The 16,142-nt window shown below is 64.2% G+C and carries 17 protein-coding genes; 4 read left to right on the forward strand and 13 right to left on the reverse strand.

The genetic code is table 11. From position 1 onward, the window contains the following. Positions 1-38: 38 nt before the first annotated feature. From ACZBJS_RS00510 to ACZBJS_RS00555, 10 genes are all read right to left on the reverse strand, one after another. Entirely contained in the window at positions 39-305 is a 267-nt protein-coding gene (locus ACZBJS_RS00510; RefSeq protein ID WP_057020768.1) for a hypothetical protein, read from the reverse strand. Between the two features lie 1,088 nt (positions 306-1,393). Beyond that, a complete protein-coding gene (locus ACZBJS_RS00515; protein WP_141341872.1) occupies positions 1,394-1,816 on the reverse strand; it encodes a hypothetical protein in 423 nt (140 codons plus the stop codon). A gap of 30 nt (positions 1,817-1,846) precedes the next feature. After that, positions 1,847-3,334, reverse strand: coding sequence for an Asp-tRNA(Asn)/Glu-tRNA(Gln) amidotransferase subunit GatB (gene gatB / locus ACZBJS_RS00520; RefSeq protein ID WP_057020769.1), 1,488 nt, complete (start codon positions 3,332-3,334; stop codon positions 1,847-1,849). A gap of 116 nt (positions 3,335-3,450) precedes the next feature. Continuing rightward, complete coding sequence (locus tag ACZBJS_RS00525; protein WP_057020770.1) at positions 3,451-4,812, reverse strand: patatin-like phospholipase family protein; 1,362 nt, start codon at positions 4,810-4,812, stop codon at positions 3,451-3,453. A 156-nt stretch (positions 4,813-4,968) separates the two neighbouring features. Continuing rightward, on the reverse strand, positions 4,969-5,259 hold the full coding sequence (locus ACZBJS_RS00530) for a hypothetical protein (protein WP_253590054.1): 291 nt from the start codon (positions 5,257-5,259) through the stop codon (positions 4,969-4,971). 3 nt (positions 5,260-5,262) lie between these two features. After that, positions 5,263-6,738, reverse strand: a complete 1,476-nt coding sequence (gatA, locus tag ACZBJS_RS00535; RefSeq protein WP_076834438.1) for an Asp-tRNA(Asn)/Glu-tRNA(Gln) amidotransferase subunit GatA — start codon at positions 6,736-6,738, stop codon at positions 5,263-5,265. Beyond that, positions 6,735-6,965: a hypothetical protein gene (locus ACZBJS_RS00540; protein ID WP_057020772.1), complete on the reverse strand. Its 231-nt coding sequence runs from the start codon at positions 6,963-6,965 to the stop codon at positions 6,735-6,737. The genes gatA and ACZBJS_RS00540 overlap by 4 nt, the downstream gene beginning before the upstream one ends. Before the next feature lie 78 nt (positions 6,966-7,043). After that, the gene (gene gatC, locus ACZBJS_RS00545; RefSeq protein WP_057020773.1) at positions 7,044-7,331 is read right to left on the reverse strand and encodes an Asp-tRNA(Asn)/Glu-tRNA(Gln) amidotransferase subunit GatC; all 288 of its coding nucleotides are present in this window, start codon (positions 7,329-7,331) and stop codon (positions 7,044-7,046) included. A 360-nt stretch (positions 7,332-7,691) separates the two neighbouring features. Then, positions 7,692-8,771, reverse strand: coding sequence for an NAD(P)H-dependent flavin oxidoreductase (locus ACZBJS_RS00550; protein WP_076834440.1), 1,080 nt, complete (start codon positions 8,769-8,771; stop codon positions 7,692-7,694). A 152-nt stretch (positions 8,772-8,923) separates the two neighbouring features. After that, positions 8,924-9,970 carry an NAD(P)H-dependent flavin oxidoreductase gene (locus ACZBJS_RS00555; protein WP_082654057.1) on the reverse strand — a complete coding sequence of 349 codons (1,047 nt, stop codon included), beginning with the start codon at positions 9,968-9,970 and terminating at the stop codon, positions 8,924-8,926. Between the two features lie 58 nt (positions 9,971-10,028). Here ACZBJS_RS00555 and ACZBJS_RS00560 point away from each other — a divergent pair, with 58 nt between their 5' ends. The 3 genes from ACZBJS_RS00560 to ACZBJS_RS00570 all read left to right on the forward strand — a co-directional run bounded on the left by ACZBJS_RS00560 (position 10,029) and on the right by ACZBJS_RS00570 (position 12,406). After that, positions 10,029-10,919 carry a LysR family transcriptional regulator gene (locus tag ACZBJS_RS00560; protein WP_057020776.1) on the forward strand — a complete coding sequence of 297 codons (891 nt, stop codon included), beginning with the start codon at positions 10,029-10,031 and terminating at the stop codon, positions 10,917-10,919. Between the two features lie 75 nt (positions 10,920-10,994). Further along, entirely contained in the window at positions 10,995-11,477 is a 483-nt protein-coding gene (gene ruvX, locus ACZBJS_RS00565) for a Holliday junction resolvase RuvX (RefSeq protein WP_310885879.1), read from the forward strand. Between the two features lie 2 nt (positions 11,478-11,479). Continuing rightward, positions 11,480-12,406 (forward strand): AEC family transporter, encoded by a 927-nt coding sequence (locus ACZBJS_RS00570; RefSeq protein WP_057020777.1) that lies wholly within the window; start codon positions 11,480-11,482, stop codon positions 12,404-12,406. 44 nt (positions 12,407-12,450) lie between these two features. On the opposite strand, the gene ACZBJS_RS00575 is transcribed toward ACZBJS_RS00570, so the two are convergent. Then, positions 12,451-13,245, reverse strand: coding sequence for a GNAT family N-acetyltransferase (locus ACZBJS_RS00575; RefSeq protein ID WP_310885877.1), 795 nt, complete (start codon positions 13,243-13,245; stop codon positions 12,451-12,453). Between the two features lie 18 nt (positions 13,246-13,263). Here ACZBJS_RS00575 and ACZBJS_RS00580 point away from each other — a divergent pair, with 18 nt between their 5' ends. Beyond that, a complete protein-coding gene (locus tag ACZBJS_RS00580; protein WP_310885876.1) occupies positions 13,264-13,647 on the forward strand; it encodes a hypothetical protein in 384 nt (127 codons plus the stop codon). A gap of 274 nt (positions 13,648-13,921) precedes the next feature. On the opposite strand, the gene ACZBJS_RS00585 is transcribed toward ACZBJS_RS00580, so the two are convergent. Together ACZBJS_RS00585 and ACZBJS_RS00590 are read right to left on the reverse strand one after the other, a co-directional pair. Further along, positions 13,922-15,133 (reverse strand): ABC transporter substrate-binding protein, encoded by a 1,212-nt coding sequence (locus tag ACZBJS_RS00585; protein WP_316394998.1) that lies wholly within the window; start codon positions 15,131-15,133, stop codon positions 13,922-13,924. A 214-nt stretch (positions 15,134-15,347) separates the two neighbouring features. Beyond that, positions 15,348-16,091 carry a CPBP family intramembrane glutamic endopeptidase gene (locus tag ACZBJS_RS00590; protein ID WP_057020779.1) on the reverse strand — a complete coding sequence of 248 codons (744 nt, stop codon included), beginning with the start codon at positions 16,089-16,091 and terminating at the stop codon, positions 15,348-15,350. Positions 16,092-16,142 lie beyond the last annotated feature (51 nt).

Raw genomic sequence — 16,142 nt, forward strand, 5'->3', positions numbered from 1 at the left:
GGAGCGAGGGAGCCGAGGCTCCATCGATATCGGTTGGCTTAGTGCGTCGTCATCCAGGCGCGGGCTTCACGCTGGGCGACCGCGATCTCGACATCGGACATCTGCTCGGCGACTTCGCGGCGGTGCGCGATCGCGTCAGTACGTCCCTTGAGCGCCGCCAGGTTGAACCATTTGTGCGCCGCGACGAGGTTGACCACACCGGAGCGGCCGCTCGCCCAATACATACCACGTTCGAACAGCACGTCCTGGATCGCCGTTGCGGCAACCGGGACAGCGCTTTCCTGATCGATGACCCCCTGAAACATTCTCATTCCCCTTTTTGTTGCTGGCCGCCCTCCCCCGAGCGCGGCCCCCGTCCACTGTTGAAACTACCCTGTCATTCCCTGGCTGATCTTTGATCATGCCCGGGCTGATCTCTTGATCCTCGGGATCACCGCGTGCCGTTTGCCGGCTTGTTGGGATGATCATGGCCCATCAAATTTGAAGAGCGGTTTAAGTATCGCGATGAACGGGATGTAAATCGGCGTCGCCGAGGGCGCATCGAGGAATCGCAGAAGTGCCTGTGCCGCAGGCACTTCCTTGCATTCGTGAACGCCGGTTTACCCTGGTGTTTGGGACAACGATAACCATGGCGGACATTGGCCGCGGCGCCGGCGGGTCCCACCAGGCAATCAGTTTCGAAATTGACGGAGGGGCGGCGCGACCATGGACGAGCCGCGGAGCGGCGTGCGGTCGGGTGCACAGACAAAAGCAACGCGAGGCCGTCAGGCCCAGCGTCGATCCGGAACGGGGATGGATGGGGAAAGTGGCTGCCGGGCGCGGACTGCGCGGGCCGCCGGAACGAGGGGGTCGGCGAACACGTCAGGACCAGATTTCAGCTCGGCATTCTCGCCGGTGAAATTGCGGAACCAAGCGGGCTCCGCACCGAACGAAGAAATCTCTGTTTCTTCTGCCGGACCGGTTTTGGGAAGGTTGCCCTCTCCGAAATTCGATCCAGCCGTTTGACCTGATGTCTCGCCGACACCCTCTTTCGTCAGCCAGAGCCTTGGGGGTGGGATGTGCCTCTCAGCAGTCCGTCCGCTGGCTCTCGCGACGTGCCGGCGTCAAGCCGCCGGCAATCCTCTCGAGGCGAGAGGCTTACTTCTTCTTGGCGACCTTGCGGGTCTTCTTCGCAGTCTTCTTCACTGCGCTCTTCGCCTTTTTCGCCTTCTTCGCCTTCTTTGCCTTCTTAGCCATGTTGCCCTCCAGTATGTGAGATGGCTCTACTTCGCTGCGTGCACTCGGGAATCGATATGCACTACTTCCCGAATACACCAACAGACCGAAAAAAACAGTGTCCCGCTTAAGGAAGTGTTGACGCAGCGGTGGCAACGCGCACCGCGCGCGCCGCCGTTCAAATCGACACTTCATTCACGCGACGATGCAAGAAGTGCAACAGCCGCCGACATCGGCATTTGTCAACGTTGCAGGAAATGCCTTCTGTTGTAGGCTTTTCTTGAATTCGCATTGAAGCGATCGACGCGAGATCGTCGTTGCGCTGAGTCGCGAGCGAAGACGAAAAGCGGCACGTCGCCGACGCCGAGTCGTAATTTTTGGCAACGAAAAAATTTTCGTGGGAAAGACGGCTTTTGCCTCGTTTGAGGTCATCCGAACCGGATTTGCGAACGAATCGCGGCTTCTGCGATTCGGCGCCGGTGGCGCCGGCGCGCCACGAACGGAGGGTGTGAGGCAGGATCACGCCACGTTCACGCGCGCGCGACGACACCGAAGGTGACGGCAAAGGAGCATGCAAGGGAGCATGATCCGGCTGGATCATGCGCCAAGGACAACATCATTGTCCTGTTGTTCAGATGCCGAGCTTCGACTTCAAGAGGTCGTTGACCGCCTGCGGGTTCGCCTTGCCGCCCGACGACTTCATCACCTGACCGACGAACCAGCCGACCAATTGCGGCTTCGCCTTCGCTTGCTCGACCTTGTCGGGATTGGCCGCGATGATGTCGTCGACCACCTTCTCGATCGCGCCGAGGTCGGTGACCTGCTTCATGCCGCGCGCCTCGACAAGCGCGCGCGGATCGCCGCCTTCCTGCCAGACGATCTCGAACAAGTCCTTGGCGATCTTGCCGGAAATCGTTCCCTCGCCGATCAGGTCGACGATCGCGGCGAGCTGCTCCGCCGACACCGGCGAGGCTGCGATCTCGACGCCTTCCTTGTTGAGACGACCGAACAATTCGTTGATCACCCAGTTGGCGGCGAGCTTGCCGTCACGTGCCTTGTCGGCAAGGCCCGACAGCACCGTCTCGTAGAACTCCGCGCTCTCGCGCTCGGCGACCAGCACGCTCGCATCATAGGGCGACAGGCCGAAGCCCGTAATAAAACGGGACTTCTTCTCGTCCGGCAGTTCCGGCAGCTGCGCCTTGAGATCGTCGACGAAGGCCTGGCTGAACTCGAGCGGCAACAGATCGGGATCGGGGAAGTACCGGTAGTCGTGCGCCTCTTCCTTGGAGCGCATCGAGCGGGTCTCGCCCTTGTTCGGGTCGAACAGCCGGGTTTCCTGGTCGATCGAGCCGCCGTCCTCGATGATCTCGATCTGACGCCGCGCCTCGTACTCGATCGCCTGGCCGATGAAGTTGACCGAGTTCATGTTCTTGATTTCGCAGCGGGTGCCGAACGCGGTCTCGCCGTAACGGCGCACCGAGACGTTGACGTCGGCGCGCAGATTGCCCTTCTCCATGTCGCCGTCGCAGGTGCCGAGGTAGCGCAGGATCGAGCGCAGCTTGGTGACGTAGGCCTTGGCCTGCTCGGCGTCGCGGATGTCGGGCTTGGAGACGATCTCCATCAGCGCAACGCCGCAACGGTTGAGGTCGACATAGGACATCGTCGGCGACTGATCGTGCAGCAACTTGCCGGCGTCCTGCTCCAGGTGCAGCCGCTCGATCCCGATCGTGACGCTGCGGCCGCCGTCGAGCTCGAGCGACACCTCGCCCTCGCCCACGATCGGCGACTTGTACTGGCTGATCTGGTAGCCCTGCGGCGAGTCCGGATAGAAATAGTTCTTGCGGTCGAACACCGAGCGCAGGTTGATCTGCGCATTCAGCCCGAGACCGGTGCGCACCGCCTGGCGGACGCATTCCTCATTGATCACGGGCAACATGCCCGGCATCGCGGCATCGACGAGCGAGACATGTGAATTGGGCTCGCCGCCGAACGCGGTCGATGCGCCGGAGAACAGCTTCGCGTTCGAGGTGACCTGGGCATGGATCTCCATGCCGATCACGACCTCCCAATCGCCGGTGGCGCTCTTGATCAGTTTGTGCGGGGCGGCAGATGCGGTCATGGATCTCGGTTTCCGGATAAAGGATATCTGGGATGGATTGGGCTTCGCGCAACCAATCGCGCCAGTCAAGCCGCCTTACAGTCCCCTTGCAGCCCGCTGCCGTCGCCTGCGGCGGATCAGAGCCCGCGCCGGAACTGCTGGTAGGCCTTGCTCGAGCGCAGCGCGTCGGCGCCGCCCGCGATCAGTTGGTCGACCTGCTCCGGCGGCAGCGACAACCGCGTCGGGATGGCGTTCAGGATGCCGGCGCGGTCCGGTCCGAGCCGGTCGAAGCCGAGCCGCTCGACATAGATCGCGACGTCGCCGCATTTCCAGCCGGCGCCGACGCCGAGCCGGCTGCGCTCCGCCGCCGACAGCCCGCAGCGCCAGCGCTTTAGCTTGCCGGACCAGTCCTCGGCGAGCGCCGTGAAGGCGGCGTAGCTGGAGCGCACGCTGGCATCGATCGCGGTGTCGGCGGCTGCGGACACCAATTCGACGCCGTTCGGCCCTTCGAGCGTCTGCACGAAGTCGCCGGAGATGCCGCGGCCGGCGTCGACCACCAGGAACAGGATGCGCTTCAGCTTGGCCGCCTGCCGTTCGTTCAGCGGCTCGTACGGACGCTGCGCGGCGAGCAAGCCGATGCTCAGCCCCGACAGGCCGTAATTGTCGACGAGGCCGCCATCGAGCAGCTTGACGTAGCGCATCGAGCCGTCGCGGTAATGCGCCTGGGCCTCGGCGTAGGCGCGCAGCAACGGCTGTGCGTTCGGATCGTTGCGCACCCGCTCGAGCCAGGCCGGCAGCGGCGCGGCGCAACCGCCGGGATAGGTTTGCAGCACGATCGGGGCGAATGCCAGCGGCACCGCGGCCGATGCCGCCACCGCTTCGGCGACACGATACGATCTGATGTCGCTGCACAAGGCATCGAACGACGTCTTGCCGAACACGAACGGCGTGCGGTTGTAGATGTCAGACGCGTTGATCCAGACCCGCGGCCGGCGATCGTCGGCCAATGCGTCGAACCGCGCGCCGTCGAACAAATTCTGATCGAGCCAGTCGGTGAACTGGCTGTCGTTGACGCCGCCGCCGAGCGCGCGCCCGATATTGCCGAGCGAGATCCGGGTCTTCAGTCCCTCCTCGGCGTTGCGCAGCAGGAAGCGCTGGCGAAAATCGTCGAGCGCCGCGCGGCGCTTCAATCCGAAATAGGCGGCGGTGACCGATCCGCCGGAGACGCCGGAGACGAAGTCGACGCGGTCGAGCAGCGTCTTGGTGCCCGCCGCGCTCGAACGCGTGTGGTCAAGCTCCTCCAGCACGCCGAAGGAAAACGCCGCCGCGCGGGTGCCGCCGCCGGAGAACGACAGCGCGAGCAGCAGATCATCTTCGTAGGCCGGAATGTCGCGAGCGCTGCTGTTGTCGGCGAGCGCGGCGCCGAGCGGCACATTGCCGGGCAGATTGTAGACGGAGGCGCAGCCGGCAAGGCCCGCCGCCACCACGGCCACCAGCATTGCTGACAGCCATCCCCCTATGCCCGACCCACGCACGAATACTCTCTTTTGCCGCTGGCCCCCGCCCGGTTCCACTAGCCTATCACGGCCAATCTGGGCGGCGGCATGGCGGCCGAAACAGGGTTAATGCTCGCGGTGCCTCCGCACCGGCGTCCTTTAGCCGCGCTGCGCCAGCAGCGCGGCAACGATCCGCTCCCACTCGGCCTCGAGCGTGTCCTTTGCGGCCGGCTGGCCGGCCTGGCGATACCAGTAGCCGGCATTGCCGAGATCGCCTTCGACGCGATGCAGATGGGCATGCACCCAGGCCGAATTGGCGTCGCCCTCATCCTGCACGATGCGGTGCGCCTGGTCCCAATCGCCCTTCTTCGCCCACCACAACGCGGCGAGCGGCGGCGACAGCGCCGCATCGGGCGCGGTGTCAGCGAGACTGGCGCGGAAATCCGCCATCGCTCACCACCATCTAGGCGCCGTGAACCGGCCGGCCGCCTGCTCGATCACCTCGCCGAGCGAGAACAGCGTCTCCTCATCGAACGGACGGCCGATCAGTTGCAGGCCGAGCGGCAGGCCTTGCGAGTCCTTGCCGGCGGGCACGGCGATGCCCGGCAGGCCCGCCATGTTCACGGTCACCGTGAAGATGTCGTTGAGATACATCTCGACCGGATCGGCGCCGCCCTTCTCGCCGATGCCGAACGCCGCCGACGGCGTCGCCGGCGTCAGGATCGCGTTGACACCCTTGGCGAAGCAGTCCTCGAAGTCCTTCTTGATCAGCGTCCTTACCTTCTGCGCGCGCAGATAATAGGCGTCGTAGTAGCCGGCCGACAGCACATAGGTGCCGATCAGCACGCGGCGGCGCACCTCGTCGCCAAAACCATCGGCGCGGGTGTTCTCGTACATCTCGATGATGTTCCTGCCCGGTTCGCGCAGCCCGTAGCGCACGCCGTCGTAGCGCGCGAGGTTCGACGAGGCCTCCGCCGGCGCCACGATGTAATAGGCCGGCAGCGCATATTTGGTGTGCGGCAGCGACACCTCGACGAGTTCGGCGCCGGCGGCCTTCAGCCACTGCGCGCCCTCGCTCCAGAGCTTTTCGATCTCGGCCGGCATGCCGTCGAGCCGATATTCCCTGGGGATGCCGATCTTCATGCCCTTCACGGACTTGCCGATCGCGGCCTCGTAATCCGGCACGGCGATGTCGACCGACGTGGTGTCCTTGGGATCGTGCCCCGCCATCGAGCGCATCAGGATCGCGGCATCGCGCGTCGAGCGCGCGATCGGGCCGGCCTGGTCGAGCGAGGATGCAAACGCGACGATGCCCCAGCGCGAGCAGCGGCCATAGGTCGGCTTGATGCCGACGGTTGCGGTGAACGCGGCGGGCTGGCGGATCGAGCCGCCGGTGTCGGTCGCGGTCGCGCCCATGCAGAGAGCAGCCGCCACCGCCGAAGCCGAGCCGCCGGACGAGCCGCCCGGCACCAGCGTGGTGTTGGAGCCCTCGCGCCGCCACGGGTTGGTGACCGGGCCGAAGCACGAGGTCTCGTTCGACGAGCCCATCGCGAATTCGTCATTGTTGAGTTTGCCGAGCAGCACTGCACCGTCGCGCCACAACTGCGAGGTCACCGTCGACTCGTAGGGCGGAATGAAATTGCCGAGGATATTCGAGCACGCAGTGGTCCTGATGTCGCGGGTCGCGAACAGGTCCTTGATGCCGAGCGGGATGCCGGCGAGCGGTCCGCCCTCGCCTTTTGCAATTTTCGCGTCGGCGGCCTTGGCCATCTCGCGGGCGCGGTCGGGCGTCTCGAGCACATAGGCATTGAGCACGCGCGCGGCTTCGATCGCGGCGAGATGTGCGTCGGTCAGCTCAACGGCGGTGAAAGACTTGCTCGCCAGGCCCTCGCGGGCCTCGGCGATCGTCAGCGATGTCAAATCAGTCATTTATTGATCGGGCTGCAGAAGAACGGAGACAGGGTCTTGTCGTTGGCGGGGTCGTCATGCCGGGCTTTGGCATTTTCCTTGGCGCGGGCGGCGTCAAGCGCCTCGAGATGGTCGAGCACGGCGTCCATCGCCGCGTTGGGATCGGCGACCTTCCCCTTGCGCTCCATGGCATCGAGGAAGTCCATATAGGCCTTGTAGGCCTTCTCATCGTCGCACAGCAGACACATTGAACTTTGTCGCTTTTGTTTGACGCGTTTTCTTCACGCGAACCGGTATCCACTTCGCTCGAAAACGCGATGCTTGCGTTACTCGACCACCTTCGGCACCAGGAAGAAGTCGTTCACGGTGTCGGGCGCGTTGCGGACAATGACGTCGGCGATCTCGCCGTCATTGACCACGTCGGCGCGCTTCTTCATCTCCATCGGCGTCACCGAGGTCATCGGCTCGACGCCGTCGATATTCACTTCCGACAGCTGCTCCACAAAGGCCAGCATCGCGTTCAGCTCGCCCTGGAGATGGGGAACTTCGGCGTCGCTGACCGCGATCCGCGCCAGGTGCGCGATGCGGCGGACGGTCGTGGCGTCTACGGACATTATATAGGGCCTCGGGGCTGAAAGGTCAGCCTGCCGTATAGCAGAGGCCGGTTTTGCGCCGCAACCGCGCGAATTTGCCCGCCCAACGGGGCTTTGCGCCCATCCGGCGACCGGGCAAGACACCCTGCCACGCATTCCGGCTGCGAAACGCACGACGAAACCAGTTCGCGGCCACCGCGACGTCGTCCCGAAACATTCACGGCGCCTACTCCACCAAACAGAAAAGTTCGGAGCGCGTCATGTCAATGCTCAACGGCAGCCCCCGCCCGGAGGGCTGGGACCCCGCCCTCTGGTCGATCGGCACGGCGCTGGGGGTCGCGATCCTCTACGTGGCCTGCCTGGTCTGAACGAGGCCGCGCGTCAGGCCTGAGACAGAGCCGCCATCCGCGCCAGCGCGGCGCCGGCGAGCGCGCGGGTCAATTCGGCGGCCGGCATCTCCTTGCCCATCCGCACTGCCTGCCCGGCCCATAGATTGGTGAAATCGACCTTGCCCTGTTTCTCGGCAGCCGCCTTCAGTGGTCCGAGCGCGGTCGCGGCGTGTGGAAACGCCGGCGCATCCGGCGAGATCGGCCCGACCTCGCGCATCACGCGGTTGGCGACGCCGCGCGCCGGGCGTCCGGTCATCACATTGGTGATGACGGTCGATTCGTCGCTCGCTTGCGCCAGCGCGACACGGCCCTGCGGGGTTACCTTGGATTCCGGGCAGCGCAGATAGGCCGAGCCGATCTGAACGGCCGCGGCGCCGAGCGCGAATGCCGCCGCGATCCCGCGCCCGTCAGCGATACCGCCGGCCGCGACCACCGGCACCTTCACCGCATCGACCACCTGCGGCAACAGCGAGAACGTCCCGGGCTGCTCGGAAATATTCTCGGTCAGGAACATGGCGCGATGGCCGCCGGCGTCGGCGCCCTGCGCGATGACGACATCGGCGCCGTTCTCTTCCAGCCAGATCGCCTCCTTCACTGTGGTCGCCGACGACATCACGATCGCGCCGGCCGCCTTCACCCGCTGCAACAGCTTCGGCTCCGGCAGGCCGAAATGGAAGCTGACCACCTCGGGCTTCAGCTCCTCGACCACGGCGCAAAACGCCGCGTCGAACGGCGCGCGGTTCGCCGCGTTGATCGGCGCATCCGGATCGAGGCCGAGCTCGTGATAGTAAGGCGCGAGCAGCTGCCGCCATGTCGCTTCATGCGCGCGATCGGTCTCGACCGGCGTGTGGCAGAAGAAGTTCATGTTGACGGGCGCCGAAATGCGCTGACGGATGATATTGACCTGCTCGCGTGTCTTCTCGGCCGATAGCATCGCGCATGGCAATGAGCCGAGTGCGCCACCCTCTGCGGCTGCGATGACAAGCTCCGCATCCATCACGCCCGCCATCGGCGCCAGTACGATCGGGAATTCGGTTTTGAAGAGATCAGTTAGACGTCGATCAGGCCACATTCTTCTTGCTCTTGAACTGGTTGTTGTTGGTTTTGAACCCTCTCCGCAAAAAGGGAGAGGGTCGGTTCGATACGAAAGCCAGCGAGCGGAACTATCACCGATCGCTACGGATTCAAGTCTCTTATGCGATGCGCGTTCCGATTCACGCCTTTTCAGGCAGGAGCCGGCGCCTGCGCAGGGTTGAGCACGGAGTTGCGACGTCCACGCAGAATCTGTTCGGCCTCCAACGTGATCCTGTCGACAATCTCGGCCGCCGGCGGAACGTCGTGGATCAGCCCAACCGCTTCGCCCGCGATGACGGCGGCGACGTCGAAATCGCCGCGCGCCTTGGCCTCCGCATAGTCGGCGGCAACCTTCTTCACATTCTGGAGCAATTCGACCTCACGTCCCGTCCAGCGCTGGACATGATCGTTGACGAGACAGCGCCCGTTGAACGGAGCCGGCCAGACATTGTTGCGTGACAGATCGAAGACGATGCCACGCACCGTCTCACCGCTCTTGGCGGCACAGACCCGCCGCTTCGCTTCGTCAGCGATCTCGGCTTCCTGGCTCGCGTAGAATCGTGTGCCGAGCAGCACACCGGAGGCGCCGAGCATCAGCATGGCGGCAAGACCGCGGCCGTCCGCGATGCCGCCGGCGGCAACCACCGGGACACGCCCCGCGGCGAGATCAACGATCGCCGGCACGACATCAAGAGTGGTTCGCGACGCGCCATGACCGCCGGCCTCGGTCCCCTGCGCGACGAGGACGTCGGCGCCGGCATCCAGTGCGTCCTGCGCCATCTCTTCGTCCTGCACCTGGCAAATGAGGCGCGCACCGGCTTGCTTGATCCGCGGTCCGAACGGCTTCGGATCACCGAACGACAGCATGATCGCGCGCGGTTGTGCTGCAAGCGCGACGTCCAACACCTCCGGCTGCTTCGCCATGCTCCAGGTGATGAAGCCGATGCCGAACGGGGTCGTCGATTTCCGGAGCTTCGCCGTCTCCTGCTCGAGCCAAGGCCGGTCGCCATAGCCCCCGCCGAGAATGCCAAGGCCGCCGGCGGCGCTGACCGCAGTCACGAGCCTCGCGCCCGCGACCACATCCATCGGTGCGAGCAAGATCGGTTGTCGGATTCCCAAAAGCGCAGTCAGCGGCGTGTCGATCGACATGGCGTTCCTCCGGGGTTTGTGGACAACCAGACTAGGTCGGGCTAACATTCTGTGAAAATGAATACTAGAGAACGCTCCCATCTCTGATTTGAAACGGTGGTCCCAGATGGAATTGACCGACCTGCTCACCTTTTCCACGGTCGCCCGCCTCGGCGGCATCACCAAGGCCGCTGACGAGCTCAACACCGTGCAGTCCAACGTCACCCAGCGCATCAAGGCGCTGGAGGCCGAGATCGGCACCGCGCTCTTTGAACGTCACAGCCGCGGCATGTCGCTGACCGGCGCCGGCCGCCGGCTGCTGCCCTACGCGCAGCGGATGGCGGCGCTGTCGCGCGAAGCCGTGCTCGCCGCGCGCGACGATGGCGAGCCGAAGGGTCCGCTGTCGATCGGCTCGATGGAAACCACCGCCGCGGTGCGGCTGCCGACGCTACTCGCCGAGTTTCATCGCCGTTATCCGGCGGTGCGCCTGACCTTGCGCACCGCGCCGACCGCCGATCTCGTCGCCGCCGTGCTCGACGGCTCGCTCGACGGCGCATTCGTCGCCGGCCCGATCGAGCATGCCGAACTCATCGCGACGTCAGCCTTCACCGAGGAACTGGTGCTCGTCACCGCGCAGCGCTGGAAATCGCTTGCCGCCCTGCGCGCCGGCACGCCGGAGTCGGGCCCGACCGCGCTGGTGTTCCGCACCGGCTGCACCTACCGGCAACGCCTGGAACAGGTGTTCACGGAATTCGGCTGGCCGTCGGCCGCGCGCTTCGAGTTGGGCACGCTCGACGGCATGGTCGGCTGCGTCGCCGCCGATATGGGCGTGACGCTGTTGCCGCGCGCCGTCGTCGCGCGCGACCACGTCCAGCGCGACATCCATATCCACAAGCTCGAGCCACAGCACGCGCGTGTCGAGACGCTGTTCATCCAGCGCCGCACCGCGCATCAGTACAGCGCGCTACAGGGACTGGCCGCGTGCCTTCCCGGCGACGATCGGGTGATCGCCGCCTGATCGGCATTTTCGCATGGACGCCCGCCCTCCGCCGGGCTTTGCCTCGGCGCGCGACTGCGTGCTAAGCGCAAGGCCATGCCCGCCCTTATCCTTCCCCTGATCGAAGCCGCACCGCATTGGCCCGACCGCGGCGCGCTTGTCGGCCTCGACCTCGGGACCAAGACCATCGGCGTTGCCGTCTCCGATCCGGACCGGCGGCTGGCGACCGGCGTCGAGACCATCCAGCGCAAGCAGTTCAAGCTCGACGCGGCACGGCTGCTCGCGATCGCGGCCGAGCGCAACGCCGCAGGCTTCGTGCTCGGGCTGCCGATCAACATGGACGGCAGCGAGGGGCCGCGCGCGCAGTCGACCCGGGCATTCGCCCGCAACTTCGCCGGCCTCACCCCCCTTGCGATCGGGCTGTGGGACGAGCGGCTGTCGACTGCGGCGGTCGAGCGCGAGCTGATCGGGATGGACGTCAGCCGCGCCCGCCGCGCCGAGGTGATCGACGAGCACGCCGCGATCTTCATCCTGCAGGGTGCGCTGGACCGGCTGGCGAAGCTGCGCGGGGAGCGCTGATCATGGCCGTGGTGATCGCGGCGCTGCTGCCGGTGTTCCTCTTGATCGTGCTCGGCTTCGTCCTCAAGCGCACGCTGATGCCGCTCGATACGCAATGGCACGGGCTGGAGCGGCTGACCTATTACGTGCTGTTCCCGGTGCTCCTGGTGCAGACCCTGGTGAAGGCCGACCTGACCACGGTGCCGGTCGCGGGCGTCGGCGGCGCGCTGCTGCTCGCGGCGCTGGTGATGTCGCTATTCTGCCTCGCGCTGCGCGGCCCGCTGGCGCGCGCTGGCGTCGACGGCCCCGCCTTCACCTCGATCTTCCAGGGCGCGACCCGTTGGCAGACCTATGTCGCGCTTTCGGTGTCGCGCAATCTCTATGGCAGCACAGGCCTTGCCCTGGCTTCGGTCGCGATGGTCGCGATCATCCCGCTGGTCAATGTGTTCAGCGTCGCCGTGCTGGCGAAATATGCCTCGTCCGAGAAGCGTTCGACCGGCGCCATCGTGATGACTGTCGTGCAGAACCCGCTGATCTGGGCCTGCGTCATCGGGCTCGTCATCAATGTCGCGCACATCCCGCTGCCACAGATCTGGTATGACGTCGCCGACGCGCTCGGCGGCTCGTCGCTGGCGATCGGCCTGCTCGTCACCGGGGCCGGGCTGCATCTGGAAGGCATCTTCCGGCCCAGCCTCGCTGCCAGCGCGGCATTGGTGCTCAAACTCGTGCTGATGCCGGTGCTGACGGTCGCGCTCGCGATGTGGTTCGGCGTCACCGGCTCCAATCTCGCCATCGTCGCGGCCTGCGCCGCGGTGCCGACCTCGCCGTCAGCCTATGTGCTGGCGCGCCAGATGGGCGGCGACGCGCCGCTACTCGCCCAGATCATCACGCTGCAGACAATTCTGGCCGCGATCACGATGCCGATCGTGATTGCCGCGGTGGGGCTTTAGAAGGCGTACCCGATCGGCCTTGAATATCGCCGCGCAATCGGTCGCTACCAGACTTCGCGATAGTTCGCGAATTTGCGCAAGATCTTGTCATAGCGGGCCGGTACGATCCAGGGCAACAGGAGCCTGAAGATCGCGTTCGGAAGCGGAGAGCGAAGCCGCACATAGAGGTCGAGCGGATCGAGATCATGCCGCATCCGGAATTTCGGTTCGTAGCTGAGACCCGTGCTTCGGAGCCACCTGTAACCGTTGGCGATCGCCCAATTCATCATGTCGCGAATGGTGTAGTAATAAAGATGAAGGTCGAGTGCGACAGCATAGTCGAGTCCGACATACTCCCAGAACAGACTGTCGCCTTCGACCATGCAAAGGCTGAAGGCGATCACCTTCCCGCCACGGCGCCAGATGAAGAAGCGGACCTTGTCCTTCATGTCACTGCCGAGCCGGCGGAGATAGTCGGCTGTCAGTTTCTCGAAACGGAATTTCGAGCGATCGAAGACCTGCAGGTAGAGCGGATAGATCTCGTCGACGGCATCCCTTGCGTCGTCGGTGACGGTAAGAGCTATGGTTTCACCGTCGGTTGCCTTGAATTTCTTGCGGAGCTGCCAGCGTGCCGATCGCGGCAGCGCATTTTGCATGTAGGCATCGAAGTCGTCGTGCTCGATATTGAGCGCCGTCATCGGCATGCTCGGCGCACGGGCGAAGCCGCGCCGGACAAAGCAATACAGCACCGGCCGGTAGCGCGCAGGAAATTCCTTCAGGACGATGAGTTGCGCCCCGCACGATCGGGCGAGCGTGACGATTTCGCCGCAAAGAATCTCGGCGATCTTGCCGGACGGCACCGTGCTTGATCCGGCAAGATGCCCTTCACCGGCGAAGCATCCGACCATCAGGGTTCGCATTTTGAGAAACCCGGGAACGAAGCCTCGGATGCGCGCCAGCAGCGGCTGCCATTGCGCTCCAAGTCCTTCGAGAACGTCCTGGTCGAGAAGAAAAAACGGCTGGACGGCATGGAGACAGCCTGCCCGGTCGATGATCGCGAAGTACCGGTACTCGACACGCTCACGGAGCGTATCCTCCAGGATTTCGTAGTAGCGGTGATCCTTGCGCAGGTCGGCGAAACTGGCCTCCCAAGCGGGACAACCGGCGATTTCGTCGCGCGTCACGATCTTTACGCGAAACGGCGCTGTAGCAGCCGCCGCGTCCGCTACGCTTGTTGTATCAGACAGACTGACCGCGTCTGACGCCAACGCAATGCTCCGGGTGATGAAAAGTCTTTCAATACAGTATCAATGTACCTGATTTGGCCGCGGCCTCCTGTGCCATCCGCGCAACAAGTCATTACTTTCGAAGTTGCGTCTCTTTCGAGGCCCCGTCGGCGCCGAGCGGCGCGCGCCCTCCCGCAATAGACCGGCCCGCCGGTCCCAGCGACGTAGCACCACAACTCGCCCTTGCGCTTCAGCAAGAGCGAAGGCCCGCAACAATTGCGCGCGGCTCGTAGGCTTATGTTGATCGCCGCTATTTCCCGGCCGAACCGGCGAACGCCGTATCGAGCACATCCCCGATCGGCTGCCAGCTACGGCCATCGAACTGAAGCAACCGCAATTGCTCGACCGGTCGGAACTGAGCGGTGTTGATCTTGATGCCGGGGAGCAAGGCGGACGCCTGATAATCCCTGAGCGCCGCGGCCTGCTTCATGACGTTCTCGCGCGACAGGTCGTTGCCGCATTGCCTGAGCACCTCGCCCATCGTTTCGGCGGCGGCATAGCCGTAGACTGCGGCCGCGTCATCCTTGCCGCCGGCTTTGGTGTACTTGTCCAGGAAGCTGTACCAGGCGCCCTGCTCCGCTCTCCAGGCCGGATCGCTCGCATCCTTCAGGAACGCGGCGGTGATGACGCCGGTCGCATTCTCCGTGCCGGCCCGCTTGAGCACCGTCTCGATCGACGACGCCATCTGGTTCACGACGAACACCGGCCGCCAGCCGTGGTCGGCCGCCGCGCGGATCACCTTGGCGGCATTTTCCGGTACTCCGGCAAACACGAAGACCTCGGCGCCAGATTGCTTCAGGATCGAGACGTGGCCGTCCAGGTGCTGATCGTCGACATCGTAGGCGATGTCGACCCTGATGTTGTGGGCGACGTCGCCCAGCCCTTGCACCAGTCCCTTGAACAATTCGCGCCCGAACTGGTCATTCTCCCAAAGCGCCACGATTTTCTTGCCGGGATAGAAAGCCTGGATGTAGTTCGCGTAGATGCGTCCCTCCTCGCGGTACGAGGGTTGCCAGCCCATGGTCCACGGATAGAGCGACGGCTCGCTGAGCTCGTGATCGCCGGAAGCAACGAAAAGCTGGGGGATCTTGCGTTCGTTGAGATACTTCCGCACCGCGAGATTCCCCGGCGTGCCGAACGAACCGAACATAAAGAGCACATTGTCGGTCTCGACCAGAATTCGCGTGAGATCCATGGCGTTGGAGGGATCCGACAGATCGTCATAGGACATGAAGCGGATCTTGCGGCCATTGATGCCGCCGCGTTCGTTGATCATCTCGAAATAGGCGGCTTCCGCCTTGCCGATCTGGCCGAAAATCTCCAGCGCGCCGCTATACGGCATGACATTGCCGATCCGGATTTCGGTGTCGGTAACGCCCTGGTCGCGCACGTGCTGCGTGATGGCGCCGAGAGAGGCCAGCGCGACGACGCCGGCCAGGATTGCTCGGATCAAGATAGCCATGAGAAGAGCTCGCACGACGGCAGCCGCCGCTGCCTGGTTTCAGTCCGGCCCACGCTCATTCATTGATCCAGATCATAGCACTCGGACGGGATGCTGGCATCCCCTTCGTCAACCTTCCAATGGGCGGCGATGCGCCACTGCTTGTTCCGGATCATCGCGCTGCAGACGGCTCCGGCGGCCATCACGTTGCCGATCGTGTCGTCGCGATGGGGCGTTAAGCGTAAGGGCCTATCATGAAGCAGCTGACTATGTTCAAGGCCGAGTGAACGATCACAGTCAGCCAGGTCGAATTACTGCGCCAACGAAAGTAGCCCAGAGCGAGGCCGAAAATGAATAGACAAAAACGATAGGACCAATCGTACTGCGTGTGGTTGAGAGCCCAAACCAGTGATGTCAAGACGATGGCACCGACTGGTCCGAGGAAGGACTGCGACCATCCTCGAAACAAAAAGCCGCGGAAGACAAACTCCTCCATGATCGGCGCGGCCAAGCAGCAGCCGATCAGGAAGGTGAGCAAGCCAACCCGCCCCTGCACGTTCAGATTGGGAGCGGCCCAACTCGTGTCTGCTCCTACGAAAGCTAGAAAACAGCTCTCCACAATCAGCAGAACTGCCGCGATGGCCAATGCGAGAAAAAGCTCTCTTGAACTGGGCCAATTGAGCGCAAGGTACTCGGAAAAGCCCCGATCGAGCTTGCGGACGGCGACCCAAAGCACCGCAACAGCGGCTGGACTTCCGAGCACCAGACCTGCACCCTGCCAGCGTCCCTCGAGCCCGACCTGAGCAATCGGGATTGTCCCATACTGCGCGTGCATAAGGACAAGAACACCAAGCCCTCCCGTCAGAAGAAACGCGCCGTAGGCGAGAAGGCCAACAAGCGTCGTCTCCAGGAAATCCCATACCCGCGGCGATTTCGCCGAAGCCGGGACCGGCGCGTTGGCATTCTCGAAGTTCGACATATGGGATTCTTCTGCAACAACGTTGCAGCGAAGGGGGGCCTAGCTTCAACC

The organism is Bradyrhizobium sp. KZN70725 (assembly GCF_055264925.1).